Consider the following 13,052-nt stretch of genomic DNA (forward strand, 5'->3'; position numbering starts at 1 on the left):
TCCTGCGGTCCATCCGGAACGCGAGGCTCAGGAGGCGAGCCGCCTCGCCGTGAGCACGGCATCTGTCAAGACGGCTGTCTGCCCCTCGGGGCCAGTGGCCTCGCGCCCTTCGGACGTGCTCGTCTCGAGCTCCCAGTCGGCTGCGCGGAGCCCCAGCGATGCGGCGAGCTCGTCCGCGGAAGGCATGTGGGCGTCGTCGTGCGCGTGCCGAGCCCACGGCGGGAACGCCGTGTGCCCCACCACGAACAGCGTCCCGCCCGGCGCAACCGCCCGCGTCGCGGCCAGGAGGATCCGTTCGCGGGGCATCTCGATGGGGGAGTGGAGGAAGGACGCGGTGACGAGATCGTACGTCTGCTCGGGCTCCCACTCGGCAAGGTCGCTCACGAGCCACGTCACCCGATCTGCGACGCCGGCCTCGGCCGCGTGCGCCGCGGCGCGCCCCAGCGCGACCGCGGAGATGTCCACCCCCGTGACGGTCCACCCGCGCTCGGCCAGCCAGATCGCGTCCGCGCCCTCGCCGCACCCGAGGTCGATCGCCCGCCCCGGCGAGATCATGCTGACCTCGCGCATGAGCGCCCCGTTCGGCTTGCCGCTCCAGACCCGCTGCCGCTCACTGTAGAACTCGTCCCAGAACTCGCTCGGCCCCGGCTTGTGTTCGGTGTTCATGGAACCCGGTCTATCCGCTCCGGCTCCACCCGCGCAAGTCCCCGACGCACGACGCCGGGCGCTCGCCTCGCGACCCCTTCCCGCCTGCCGAGGGGTTACGTAACCTCATCATCAGGAGGTGATCCGCATGAACGCACTGCATCAGGGCGACCGGATTGTCATCAGGGGCCGGACGGTGGACTCGGCGGACCGGCACGGGCAGATCGTCGAGGTGAAGGGCGCCAATGGGGAGCCGCCCTATCTCGTCCGATTCGACGACGGGCATGAGTCCGTCGTGTTCCCGGGTGGAGACTTCTCGGTCGAGAAGGGTCCAGCCGCCTGACATGTTCGAACTCACCGAGGACCAGCGCGACCTTGTCGGCGCCGTGCGGGACTTTGCCACCGAGCGGCTCGCCCCGCACGCACTCGAATGGGACGCGACGAAGCACTTCCCCGTGGACGTACTGCAGGAGGCTGGCGAGATCGGTCTGGGCGGCGTCTACGCGGGCGAGGAATACGGCGGCACCGGCCTGACGCGTTATGACGCAGCCCTGATCTTCGAGGAGCTGGCCAAGGCGGATCCATCGATCGCGGCCTACATCTCGATCCACAACATGGTCGTCTGGATGGTCGACGCCTTCGGCACGGACCTCCAGCGGAAGGAGTGGGTCCCCCAGCTGGTGACCATGGAGTCACTCGGCAGCTACTGCCTCACGGAGCCCGGCGCGGGCTCCGACGCGGCCGCCCTCACGACGAAGGCGGTGCGCGACGGCGACGACTACGTGCTCACGGGCGTCAAGCAGTTCATCTCGGGTGCTGGCTCCTCGGCCCTGTACATCGTGATGGCACGGACCGCCGCGACGGGCCACCGCGGCATCACCGCGTTCCTCGTCCCGGCGGGCACTGAGGGCCTTTCCTTCGGCTCCAACGAGAAGAAGATGGGCTGGAATGCCCAGCCGACCCGGCAGGTGGTCCTCGCGGGAGCCCGCGTCCCGGCGGCCAACCGGCTCGGGGAGGAGGGCGACGGGTTCGGCATCGCCATGAAGGGCCTCAACGGCGGACGCCTCAACATCGGCGCGTGCTCTCTGGGGGGAGGGCAGGCCGCACTCGACAAGACAGTCGCCTACCTCAAGGAGCGCACGGCGTTCGGCGGCCGCCTTGCGGACAAGCAGTCCCTCATGTTCGACCTCGCGGACATGGAGATGAAGCTCGAGGCGGCCCGGACCCTGCTACGCCGTGCCGCCGACGCCCTGGACCGCGGAGACCCGGACGCCGTCCGGCTCTGCGCGATCGCCAAACGCGTCGCCACGGACGCCGGCTTCGAGGTTGCCAACGAGGCCATCCAGCTCCACGGCGGCTACGGCTACCTGCACGAGTACGGCATCGAGAAGATCGCCCGGGACCTGAGGGTCCACCAGATCCTCGAGGGCTCCAACGAGATCATGCGGCTCATCGTGGGCCGGATGCTCGTCGAAGGCTAACGCAGCTCAGACGCAGCCCTCGGGGCCGCACACCTCACCGTTGAGGCCGTCCGGATCGACCGAGCCGTCGGCACCCGCCGCCGGCTGGCCGACCATGACGAGGGGGTGGGCCTCACGCCAGGCGGTCTCGAGCGCCTGCGTGAACAGCTCCGCGGGCTGCGCGCCGGAGACCCCGTACTTGTTGTCGAGCACGAAGAACGGCACACCCTGGATGCCGATGGCCTGCGCCTGGGCAATGTCCGCGCGGACGGAGTCGCGGTAGGTGCCGGCGTCGAGCGCGGCATTGATCTCGTCGGCGTCGAGACCGGCCTCGGTGCCGATCCGCACCAGCACGTCGCGGGCCCCGATGTCCTCGCCGTGCTCGAAGTGGGCCGAGAGCAGCGCTTCCTTGACGGCGTCGGCCGTCGTCCCGCCTCGAGCGTCGGTTCCGCGGGAAGCGTCCGTTCCGCCTGCGGCGTCTTTCGCCTTCGCGAGGTGGAGCAGTTCGTGCGCCGAGAAGGAGTTGGCAACGGCGACCCGGCCGAAGTCGTACGCGAGGCCCTCGCCCGCAGCGACCTGCGTCACGTGGTCGAACATCTGGGCGACCCGCTCGGCCGGCATGCCCTTGCGCTGGGAGAGGTACTCGAGTTCCGTGCCGTCGTAGTGGTCCGGGAGGGTGGGGTCCAGCTGGTAGCTGTGCCAGGTGACGCTGACCCGGTCCCTATGCGGGAACTCGGAGAGCGCCTTCTCGAACCGGCGCTTGCCGATGAAGCACCACGGGCAGGCGATATCAGACCAGATGTCAACGTTCATACTCAATGCAAGGCAGGGACCGAGGGCCCTATTCCCTCACCGCTACGGTGTGTAGAAAGAAGCTGACACGTAGGGCTCGGAGCAACCGGGCCGGTGCCGCTGGAGGCGAGGAACATGTCCGCCGTGACGAGGACGAGGTTCGGCTGGGCAACGGGTGCCGTGGGACTCGCCACCGTGGTCCTCTTCGCGGTGGTCTTCGCGATGCCAGGGGTCCCTGCGAAGTCGATGCTGTACAACGCTGCCTTCGTGGCACTGACGCTCACCCTGGCGCTCTTCATGCTCGGCACGGCGCGCGCCCCCGGGGAGAAGCTCGGGTTCAGGCCCGGGACACGGCTCGGCTGGTGGGCGGTGGCCCTCGTCGTCGCATCGGCCGCGGTGTTCGGCCTCGGAGGGCTCCTCGTCCCGCTCGGGGTCCCGATGGCACTGTTCAGCGGGCTTGCCCTCGTGGGCCTCGTGGCCGGTGGTGGGGCGGCGATCGTCGCCTGGTTTCGGCACGCGGAGCGGTCGATGCTTGTCCTGCTCGTGATGCTGCCCGTCATGGTGGTGCCGTACGTGGCGCTCGGCATGATTGTCTTTCCCTATTAGTCCCACTCAGGATTAGTCCCACTCAGGAGATGAGGACAATGACCGTCATGACCAGGCGACCGTTCCGCACGGCAGCGATAGCGGTGGGCGTCCTCGCGATTGCGCTGTTCGGTGCCGTGCTCGTCACCCGGGGGCAGGGGTTCGTGGGGCTGCTCTTCATCGTGGCGTTTCTGGCGGCCTTCGCCGCGCTCGCCCTGGCGGCTTCCGACAACCTCCGGGCGCGGCACGATGCCCCGACCGCGAAGCCGCGGACCCGCCTCGGGTGGTGGGCCGTGTGGCTCGCCGTCGCCGGAACCCTTTTGGCGACGGCGTTTCCCGCGATCATGACGGCGGTGCGGCCCGCCTTCGACGGGCCCGTCCCGTCCATGGCGCTGCCGGTCCTGGCCGGCTTCGCGGCGTCGATCGCTGGGGGCGTCGTCGCCCTGATCGCCTGGTTCCGCCGGGCCGAGACGTCCCTCCTGGTCCTGCTCACCATGCTTCCCGCGCTCTTCGCCCTGTCCTTCCTGATCGGCGAATTCACGTTCCCGCACTAGCTGTCAGTTGTCCCGAGACATTCAGTTGTCCCCAGAGGAGGTGGGAACGATGCAGGTCATGCTTCGTACCGTTCTATCCCGCGTGGCCGCAGGGCTCGGCGCCGCAGCTGTGCTGCTCTTCGCCGCGACCTTCGCCGTCCCCGGCGATGTGGCGCGGGGCTGGACGTACACGGTCGGGTTCGGCTGCGCCGCGGCCGCCGTCGTGGTGTGGGCGGTCGATGTGGTCAGACGCCGCAGCGAGCGGCCGACGGCGAAGCCCACCTCCGCGCTCGGCTGGTGGTCTCTGGGGCTCTTCGCCGCGGGGCTTGTGCTTCAGTTCGTCGGTTCGGCGCTGACCTTCGGCCCCGAGGCGGCCGAAGGTTTCGCACGGCTCGTGTCGAACTTCGTGATCCTGGGCTTCGGCGGCTGGGTCGTGGCGGGCGTCCTCGGCCTCGTGGCGTGGTTCCGGCGGCGCGAGCGCTCGCTCGTGGTGCTCATCCTCAGCGTTGTGCCAGCGATGTTCGTGCTGTACTTCCTCCTCGGCGAACTCGTGAGCCCGCACTAGTCCCACCATGAGACGGTCCCGGCATGCGGACCACACATGAGTTCCACAGCATGAGTTGAGGGGCCGGAACCGAGCAGCACCACTACTCGGTTCCGGCCCCTCAACGGGTCCCCGGTGCCCTTGCCCCCGACCTTCGGGGTGCGTGTTGCGAGTGGCGCGTGCAGGGTCCGGGAAGCTATCAGGTTCGCGCAACCACCATCTCAGGCCGCGGCGAACTGGCGCTCGGGCAGGCCGGCCTCGTACTCGTCCTCCTTGCCGGCGGTCTCGCACAGGTACCGCGCGTAGGCCGGCATGGTGAGGAAGGTCGGGAAGTCGGTGCCGAGTGCCACCTCGCCGAAGAGCTCGCGGGCGTCGCGGAAGCGGTCGCCGTCGAAGCGCTCGAGCTTGTGGAACTCCTCATCGAGTAGCTCCTCGACCCACTCGCGGGACACGATCTCGCCCTGGTCGGTGATGGCCCGGGCATAGATCCACTGCCAGATCTGCGAGCGGGAGATCTCCGCGGTCGCGGCGTCCTCCATGAGGCTGTGGATCGTCACGGCGCCGTTGCCCCGCAGCCAGGTCTCGATGTAGCGGATGCCTACCTCGATATTGTTGCGGATGCCCTCCTCCGTGATCGTGCCGTGGCACGTGCCGAGGTCGATAAGGGCGCGGTCGTCCGGCGTCACGTCATCGCGGAGGCGGTCCAGCTGGTTCGGGCGGTCTCCGAGGACCGAATCGAACGCGTCCCGCACCACGGAGACGAACTCGGGGTGCGCCACCCACGCACCGTCGAATCCCTCCTCGGCCTCGCGCAGCTTGTCCGCGCGCGTCTTCAGGAGCGCCTCGGCATTGGCGGCGGGATCCCTTCGGCTCGGCACGAATGCCGCCGGGGCCGCGATCGCCATGGCGCCGCGCCGGTGGCAGGCCCGCACGAGCTGCTCGGTGTACGCCCTCATGAACGGCTGCGTCATGGTGACCTGCTCGCGGTCCGGGAGCACGAAGCGGGGGCCGCGCGTCCGGAAGTTCTTGATGATGGAGAAGATGTAGTCCCAGCGCCCCGCGTTGAGCCCGGCTGCATGGTCGCGCAGCTCGTACAGGATCTCCTCCATCTCGAACGCGGCCGTGATGGTCTCGATGAGCACGGTCGCGCGGATCGTGCCCTGCGGGATGCCGAGCAGGTCCTGGGCCGCCACGAAGAGATCGTTCCACAGGCGTGCCTCGAACCGGTTCTCGATCTTCGGCAGGTAGAAGTACGGGCCGTGGCCGAGGGCGATGAGCCGGGCCGCGTTGTGGAAGAAGTACACCCCGAAGTCCATGACCCCACCGGCGATCGGCTTGCCGTCCACGAGCATGTTCTTCTCCGGCAGGTGCAGGCCGCGCGGGCGCAGCACCGTCGTCGGACGCTCTGAGAAGGGCTTGAGGTGGTATTCCCTGCGGGCTGCGCCCTCGCCGATGCTGAAGTCGATCTGGTCGCGCAGCGCGTCCATGAGGTTGATCTGGCCCTGGATGAGGTTGCGCCACGAGGGCGTGAGCGAGTCCTCCATGTCAGCGAGCCAGACGTTGGCTCCGGAGTTCAGCGCATTGACGGTCGACTTCCGGTCCACCGGTCCCGTGATCTCGACGCGGCGGTCCGTGAGCCCCGGAGCCGGCGGTGCGACGCGCCAGGCAGCGTCGTTCCGGATCTCCTCGGTCTCACGGGGGAAGCGCGGGTCGGTGCCGCGGGCGATCTCCGCGCGGCGGGCGTGGCGGGCCTCGAGGAGCTCTTGGCGGCGGTCGGCGGTTGCCCGGTGCAGACGGGCGACGAACTCGAGGGCATCGGGGGTGAGGATCTCACGCTGGCGCGCGATGGGCTGCGCGGTGAGGGTCACTCCGTTGATCGTGGTGTCGGTGCTGAAGCTGTTCATGGCGGTCTCCGTGGTGTTGGACGACGGCGGTGGGCTGGGAGGGGCTCCCGGCCCACCGCCGTCGCACGTCCGTGCCGAGTCGGCGTTAGTGGAACTGGCCCTCTTCGGTGGATCCCACGAGGGCGAGGGTGCTGGCGTTCGGGTTCAGCGCCGTGGAGACCAGATCGAAGTAGCCGGTGCCCACTTCGCGCTGGTGCTTGGTTGCGGTGTAGCCGCGGTCTTCGGAGGCGAACTCGCGCTCCTGGAGGTCGACGTACGCGCTCATGCCGTTTCGGGCGTAGCCGTGGGCGAGATCGAACATCGAGTAGTTGAGGGCGTGGAAGCCAGCCAAGGTGATGAACTGGAACTTGAAGCCCATCGCGCCGAGTTCGCGCTGGAACGTGGCGATCGTCGTGTCGTCGAGGTGCTTCTTCCAGTTGAACGACGGCGAGCAGTTGTACGCGAGCATCTGGTCCGGGAACTCGGCCTTGACGGCCTCGGCGAACTTCCGGGCGAGCTCGAGGTCCGGGGTGCCCGTCTCCATCCAGATGAGGTCGGAGTACGGGGCATAGGCCTTGGCACGGGCGATGCAGGGCTCGATACCGTTCTTGACCCGGTAGAAGCCCTCGGCCGTGCGCACCGGCTGTCCCCCTTCGCGGAGGATGAACTCCTGGTCCCGCTCGTCGACGTCGGTCGTGATGAGGGTCGCGGCCTCGGCGTCGGTACGGGCGATGATGACGCTCGGCACGCCGGCGACGTCGGCGGCGAGCCGAGCAGCATTGAGGGTGCGGATGTGCTGCTGGGTCGGGATGAGGACCTTGCCGCCCAGATGGCCGCACTTCTTCTCGGATGCGAGCTGGTCCTCCCAGTGAACGCCGGCGGCACCGGCCTGGATCATGGACTTCATGAGCTCGTAGGCGTTGAGCGGGCCGCCGAAGCCAGCCTCGGCGTCCGCCACGATCGGGACCAGCCAGTCCTCGACCGTCTGCTTGCCCTCGGAGAACTCGATCTGGTCAGCGCGCTGCAGCGCGTTGTTGATGCGGCGGACGACGGCGGGCACGGAGTTCGCGGGGTAGAGCGACTGGTCCGGGTACGTGTTGCCGGACAGGTTGGCGTCGGCGGCGACCTGCCAGCCGGAGAGGTAGATGGCCTTGAGGCCCGCCTTGACCTGCTGCACGGCCTGGTTGCCGGTGAGGGCGCCGAGGGCGTTGATGTAGCCTTCGCCGTCTGCGCGGCCCTCGGTCACGGACTTCCAGAGCTTCTCCGCACCGCGGCGGGCCAGCGTGTTCTCCTCCGGAACTCGGCCGCGGAGGCGGATGACGTCCTCGGCGCTGTAGTCGCGGGTCAAGCCGTCCCAGCGCGGGTCGGCGGACCACTCGAGCTTGAGGGCCTCGGCCTGCTGCTCGAGGGACTGGTTCTGGGGCTCGGGCTGTGCGGTCATGGCGGGTCTCCTTCGACTCGGGTGCTTCGGCCCCTGCGGGCCTCCGATGACTTCGGCTTCGCTCAGCCACCGGGCGATTTGTTCTTCGTGAGAACAACTTTTCCGTGTCTGCAACCCCTGCAACAGACAAATGAGCTAGAAAGAAATGCAGATCTTCACGTATCCTCAAGAAATGCCGCGTCAAGCCTCTTGGGTTCGCCCCGCCGCCCCCGCCGCCGCGCCGACCTCTGCCGGGGGAGGCGGTGTCGACGTCATCAGCTTGGGCCGCCGCGTGCGGCATCTGAGGAAGGCCGCCGGCCTCACTCTCGACGAGCTGGGCACCGCAGTCGGGGCGGCGGCGAGCCAGCTGAGCCTCATCGAGAACGGCAAGCGCGAGCCGAAGCTGGGACTCCTGCAGCAGCTCGCCGGGGCGCTCGGCGTCGGCATCGATGCGCTGCTCGGCGCGGAGCCCCCGAGCCGTCGCGCGGCGCTCGAGATCGAGCTCGAGCGCTATCAGCGCAGCCCGCTCTACGAGAACCTGAATCTCCCCAAGATCCGCGTCTCCTCGCGGCTGCCGCTCGACGTGATCGAGGCCCAGCTCGGGCTCCTGCACGAGCTCGAGCGCAAGATGAACGAACAGGTTGCCACCCCCGAGGAGGCCCGCCGAGCCAACGGCGAGCTGCGCCGCATGATGCGCGAGCGGGGCAACTACTTCCCCGAGTACGAGGCCGAGGCTCAGAGGGTCCTCGCGCAGGTCGGCTACACCTCGGGCCCGCTGAGCCAGCACACCATCTCGGACATCGCGACGCACTTGGGGTTCACTCTCCATCACGTCGGCGATCTGCCCCACTCCACGCGGAGTGTGACCGACCTGAAGAACCGCAGGATTTATCTCACCCACAGCCAGCGGTCCGACCATGACCCGCGCTCGGTGTTGCTCCAGGCGCTCGGGCACTATGTCCTCGGACACGAGACGCCGAAGTCCTATGGCGATTTCCTCGCGCAGCGGGTCGCGACCAACTACTTCGCGGCCGCGCTCCTGCTGCCGGAGCAGACCACGGTCGAGTTCCTTCAGCGGGCCAAGGCCGCCAAGGAGATCTCAGTGGACGATCTCCGTGACGCATTCTCCGTCAGCTACGAGACGGCAGCCCACCGATTCACGAACCTCGCGACCAAGCACCTCGGGCTCACGACGCATTTCCAGAAGACGCACCAGTCGGGCATCATCTACAAGGCCTACGAGAATGACGGCGTCAACTTCCCGATGGACCACACGGGCGCGATCGAGGGCCAGCCGTCCTGCAAGGCGTGGACGAGCCGCGCCGTGTTCGACGTGCCGGACAAGTTCAGCTCCTACAGCCAGTACACCGACACGGTCACCGGCACGTTCTGGTGCACCGCACGCACCGAGCGCAGTGCGACGGGCGAATTCTCGCTCAGCATCGGCGTCCCGTACCACCAGGTGAAGTGGTTCCGCGGGAGGGAGACGACGGCGCGTGCGGTCTCACGCTGTCCCGATCCGGACTGCTGCCGCCGCCCGCCCGCAGAGCTCAGCGAGCATTGGTCCGGCAACGCCTGGCCGTCCGCACGGGCGCACTCGCACCTGCTCGCGGCCATGCCGCCAGGCGCCTTCCCCGGGGTCGACGAGACCGAGGTGTACTCGTTCCTCGAGGCCCACTCGGGGGCCTGAGCGCGAGGTTGGGCGCGTCAGGTCGATGGCGTCAGGTCGATGACGCCTGCTCCGGTCACCCCGGGAACGGCCGGGCCGGGATGTCCGGCTGGCCATCGTGGTCCTCGTCGCCGTACGCGCGCATGGCGATCCGGTCGGCGAGTTCTTCGTTGATCGGATACGGCGGGACCTGCCTGAAGGCGTGTGCCTCCCGCTTGGGCTTGCGCGCCTCCGGTGCCGTCTTGGCCGGCCTTGATTCGGCATGCTCGGCCGCGGACTCCCCGGCCGTCTCGGCGGGTTCCTCATGCTTCTTGAAAAGGCCCATGGTGTCCTCCCCAGACGGTGTGCACTTCAGCTCGGTGCGATTCAACTCGCTCCTTCACCATACGCCGAAACCCCGGGGAAATTCAGAGGTCCGGAGGCCCCACAGGCGCGCCGAGGCCTCCAGGTCCGCGAAGGCATGGAGACCGGTGTTCCTCCCGCGGAGTAACGCCATGCCGTCATTCATGGCGTTACTTCGCGGGGGGATGTGTCTGGCCGGGCCGTCTAGGGTTTGAGCCATGGGGGACACGAGCGTCACGCACGCAGGGGCATTGACCGCGCTCACGGCGCTCCTGGCGACGGCGCCGTCGCCAGGGCTTCCCGAGGGCCTCCACTATCCGGGCCAGCTGGTGATGTTCGCGACGGCTGCCGGGCTCGCGGTGGAGTCCGACTCCAGTGTTCCCACCATCGAGGAACTGGTGCGGGCTGCACGGATCAGGGTCAGGGAACGGTATGGGGAGCCGCCCGAGGAAGAGGAGCAGGAAGAGGATCTGCAGGAAGCCGCTGCGCAGCCCTTCGCGGAGCCGTGTCCGGAGCCCGTTTTCGAGGATGTCGCGGCTGTCACCCGGCTGCGTGATCGACTGGCCCGCGCGCTGTGGGCGCCGGAGGCGGCTGAGTGCCGGGACGAGCTGGCGGCCATCGCGATCGACTTCCGCCTCATCCCGGGGCTCACCGATCAGGACATGCTCGCCGTTCGTTCGGCCTCAGGGGACTTCGCGTCGCTGCTGGCCGCCAAACTCGTGGGGGCGTCGCTCCAGCTCGTGGCAGCTGGGCTGCGGGGTCGGCTTCGACGCTGCGGGGACTACGAGTGCATGAGCCCGTTCGTCGACCGGAGCGCCTCGGGGCACGGGCTGTACTGTACGCCTACCTGCGCCAGCAGAGTGCGGGCGCGGAGGCGGCGGAATCGGCAGTTCGAAGAGGGTCAACCTATCGGTTGATGGATGGACGCGCGCGGATTCCTAACGTTGGAGTGTGACCACAACAGCACCTCGGACAACTCCTAGTCCTAGCAAGAGCCCGGCCAAGGCACCCGCCCGCGCGCCCCGCTGGCTCCGCATCCTCCTGCCCGCAGTCCTTATCCTCGTCTGGCTCGCCGTGTTCGGCGTGGGCGAGCGCGCGTTCGGGGAGGTGAACAAGGTCGCCGTCAACGACGCGTCCGAGCACCTGCCCGCGAGCGCGGAGGCCACCCAGGTCCAGCACTTGACGGACCTGTTCCGCGACGGCACCCTCGTCCCGGCGACGATCGTGTTCTCCAAGGACACGGCCTTCACGCCCGTCGAAACCCAGGACCTCACCGCGCTCGCGAAGGACCTTGCCCGCGAGCACGGTGTGGCCGTCAGCCAGATCCCGGGCGGCGCGCCGCGTCTCGTCCCCTCCGAGGACGGCAAGGCCGCCACCGTGTTCCTCCCTCTCGAGAAGAACAACCCGGCCGCCGGCATCAAGCTTTCCGACACGGTCAAGAACCTCCGCACCGACCTTGGGAACCGCAGGATCGACGGTGTTCAGGCCAATGTGACAGGCCCCGCCGGCCTCTCCGCGGACATCGCCGGCGCATTCAGCGGACTTGACGGGCTCCTGCTCGTAGTCGCGCTTGCCGTCGTGCTCCTGATCCTCGTGATCGTGTACCGCTCGCCGCTCCTACCGCTCATCGTGCTTGGATCCTCGCTCGTCGCGCTGACGGGAGCGATGGCGGTCGTCGTCGCGCTCGCGAAGGCCGGGGTGCTGCTCCTGTCCGGGCAGACGCAGGGCATCCTCATGATCCTCGTGATCGGCGCCGCGACGGACTATTCGCTCCTGTACGTCTCCCGCTATCGCGAGGAGCTCGCCGTCCGCGAGTCCAAGTGGGCAGCAACCTGGTCCGCGCTGCGTGGGGCGTTCGAGCCGATCAGCGCGTCTGCCGGAACCGTGGTTGCCGCGCTCCTGTGTCTCTTGCTCTCCGACCTGAACTCGAACAAGGCGCTCGGCCCCGTCGCGGCGATCGGGATCGCGTTCGCCTACCTTGTCTCGCTCACGCTCCTGCCTGCCCTCATGTAGTGGGCCGGCAAGGTCGCCTACTGGCCGCGCAAGACGGCGGTGACCGGGCGGAACGAAGCGGTTCCGGCGTCGCCCGACCGGCGCGGCGGCATCTGGGGCTGGGTGTCCCGACTCATCGCCACGCGTCCGCGCACGGTCTGGGCCGCCTCGCTCGTGATCCTCATCGGCATGGGCGTAGGCATGACCGGCTTCAAGGCGGACGGCGTCCCGACCAGCGACTTCGTGGTGGGCCACTCCGACGCCCGCGACGGCCAGGCCGCGCTCGCGGCGCACTTCCCCGCGGGGGCCGGCCAGCCCGCCGTCGTGATTGCGCCGGAGACCAAGGCTGCCGATGTCACGAGCCTGCTCAAGGGCGAATCCGGAGTCAGCTCCGTGCGGCAGTCCGGCACCGCCGTCGACGGCAAGGTCATGCTCGAAGTGACGCTGGCCAACGCGCCCGAGTCGAGCGAGGCCGAGCAGACCATCACAACGATGCGATCCGACATCGCCGCCAAGGGGTGGCATGGGCCGGACGGGCAAGACGCCGATAGGCAAAGCGCCGAAAGGCAAAGCGCCGAAAGGCAAAGCGCAGTCCTCGTGGGCGGCCCGACCGCCGTCGCGCTCGACACCAACGAGACCACGATCCACGACCGCAACCTCATCATCCCCGTGGTCCTCGGCGTGATCTTCGTGATTCTCGTGCTGCTGCTGCGCTCGATCGTCGCGCCGCTGCTGCTCGTGGGCACCGTGGTGGTCTCGTTCGCCGCGTCGCTGGGAGTCTCAGCCCTCGCGTTCAACAACGTGTTCCAGTTCCCGGGTGCGGATGCGTCCGTGCCGCTGTTCGGGTTCGTGTTCCTCGTGGCCCTGGGGATCGACTACAACATCTTCCTCATGAGCCGGGTCCGGGAGGAGTCGCGCAAGCACGGCACCCGCGAGGGCATCCTCCGGGGCCTGCGGTCAACGGGCGGCGTCATCACCTCCGCGGGCGTGGTGCTCGCGGCGACGTTCGCGGCGCTGGGCGTCCTGCCGGTCCTGTTCCTCGCGCAGATCAGCTTCATCGTCGCGTTCGGCGTGCTGCTGGACACCATCCTCGTGCGCTCGCTCCTGGTCCCGGCCCTGTGCTACGACCTCGGCGACCGCATCTGGTGGCCGATCAGGCTGCGGCGGCTGGCCGGCTAACGGCGGGG

The 13,052-nt window shown here is 68.6% G+C and carries 14 protein-coding genes; 9 read left to right on the forward strand and 5 right to left on the reverse strand.

What is annotated here, in order from left to right:
* Positions 1-27: 27 nt before the first annotated feature.
* A complete protein-coding gene (locus AB5L97_RS02755; protein WP_369046361.1) occupies positions 28-666 on the reverse strand; it encodes a class I SAM-dependent methyltransferase in 639 nt (212 codons plus the stop codon).
* A gap of 127 nt (positions 667-793) precedes the next feature.
* On the opposite strand from AB5L97_RS02755, the gene AB5L97_RS02760 reads away from it, so the two are divergent.
* Positions 794-988, forward strand: coding sequence for a DUF1918 domain-containing protein (locus AB5L97_RS02760; protein WP_369046362.1), 195 nt, complete (start codon positions 794-796; stop codon positions 986-988).
* A gap of 1 nt (position 989) precedes the next feature.
* The gene (locus tag AB5L97_RS02765) at positions 990-2,126 is read left to right on the forward strand and encodes an acyl-CoA dehydrogenase family protein (RefSeq protein WP_369046363.1); all 1,137 of its coding nucleotides are present in this window, start codon (positions 990-992) and stop codon (positions 2,124-2,126) included.
* 6 nt (positions 2,127-2,132) lie between these two features.
* Here the strand turns inward: AB5L97_RS02765 and AB5L97_RS02770 are convergent, their stop codons facing one another.
* Entirely contained in the window at positions 2,133-2,918 is a 786-nt protein-coding gene (locus tag AB5L97_RS02770; protein WP_369046364.1) for a DsbA family oxidoreductase, read from the reverse strand.
* A 114-nt stretch (positions 2,919-3,032) separates the two neighbouring features.
* Here AB5L97_RS02770 and AB5L97_RS02775 point away from each other — a divergent pair, with 114 nt between their 5' ends.
* The 3 genes from AB5L97_RS02775 to AB5L97_RS02785 are packed head-to-tail and all read left to right on the forward strand — an operon-like array spanning position 3,033 to position 4,580.
* Positions 3,033-3,503, forward strand: a complete 471-nt coding sequence (locus tag AB5L97_RS02775) for a hypothetical protein (protein WP_369046365.1) — start codon at positions 3,033-3,035, stop codon at positions 3,501-3,503.
* A 47-nt stretch (positions 3,504-3,550) separates the two neighbouring features.
* Complete coding sequence (locus tag AB5L97_RS02780) at positions 3,551-4,036, forward strand: hypothetical protein (protein WP_369046366.1); 486 nt, start codon at positions 3,551-3,553, stop codon at positions 4,034-4,036.
* Positions 4,037-4,085: 49 nt separating this feature from the next.
* Positions 4,086-4,580 (forward strand): hypothetical protein, encoded by a 495-nt coding sequence (locus AB5L97_RS02785; RefSeq protein WP_369046367.1) that lies wholly within the window; start codon positions 4,086-4,088, stop codon positions 4,578-4,580.
* A gap of 200 nt (positions 4,581-4,780) precedes the next feature.
* Here AB5L97_RS02785 and aceB read toward each other — a convergent pair whose 3' ends face one another.
* Together aceB and aceA are read right to left on the reverse strand one after the other, a co-directional pair.
* Positions 4,781-6,463, reverse strand: a complete 1,683-nt coding sequence (gene aceB / locus AB5L97_RS02790; RefSeq protein ID WP_369046368.1) for a malate synthase A — start codon at positions 6,461-6,463, stop codon at positions 4,781-4,783.
* Between the two features lie 85 nt (positions 6,464-6,548).
* Positions 6,549-7,883 (reverse strand): isocitrate lyase, encoded by a 1,335-nt coding sequence (gene aceA, locus AB5L97_RS02795; RefSeq protein WP_307956848.1) that lies wholly within the window; start codon positions 7,881-7,883, stop codon positions 6,549-6,551.
* A gap of 145 nt (positions 7,884-8,028) precedes the next feature.
* Between aceA and AB5L97_RS02800 the strand changes: the two genes are divergently transcribed.
* Positions 8,029-9,552: a helix-turn-helix domain-containing protein gene (locus AB5L97_RS02800; protein WP_369046369.1), complete on the forward strand. Its 1,524-nt coding sequence runs from the start codon at positions 8,029-8,031 to the stop codon at positions 9,550-9,552.
* 55 nt (positions 9,553-9,607) lie between these two features.
* Here AB5L97_RS02800 and AB5L97_RS02805 read toward each other — a convergent pair whose 3' ends face one another.
* Positions 9,608-9,856, reverse strand: coding sequence for a hypothetical protein (locus AB5L97_RS02805; RefSeq protein ID WP_369046370.1), 249 nt, complete (start codon positions 9,854-9,856; stop codon positions 9,608-9,610).
* Between the two features lie 235 nt (positions 9,857-10,091).
* Between AB5L97_RS02805 and AB5L97_RS02810 the strand changes: the two genes are divergently transcribed.
* The 3 genes from AB5L97_RS02810 to AB5L97_RS02820 are packed head-to-tail and all read left to right on the forward strand — an operon-like array spanning position 10,092 to position 13,044.
* Positions 10,092-10,790, forward strand: coding sequence for a CGNR zinc finger domain-containing protein (locus tag AB5L97_RS02810; protein WP_369046371.1), 699 nt, complete (start codon positions 10,092-10,094; stop codon positions 10,788-10,790).
* Positions 10,791-10,824: 34 nt separating this feature from the next.
* On the forward strand, positions 10,825-11,886 hold the full coding sequence (locus AB5L97_RS02815; protein WP_369046372.1) for an MMPL family transporter: 1,062 nt from the start codon (positions 10,825-10,827) through the stop codon (positions 11,884-11,886).
* Between the two features lie 39 nt (positions 11,887-11,925).
* Positions 11,926-13,044 (forward strand): MMPL family transporter, encoded by a 1,119-nt coding sequence (locus tag AB5L97_RS02820; RefSeq protein ID WP_369046373.1) that lies wholly within the window; start codon positions 11,926-11,928, stop codon positions 13,042-13,044.
* Positions 13,045-13,052: the final 8 nt, after the last annotated feature.

The organism is Sinomonas sp. P10A9 (assembly GCF_041022165.1).
Classification (GTDB): domain Bacteria; phylum Actinomycetota; class Actinomycetes; order Actinomycetales; family Micrococcaceae; genus Sinomonas; species Sinomonas puerhi.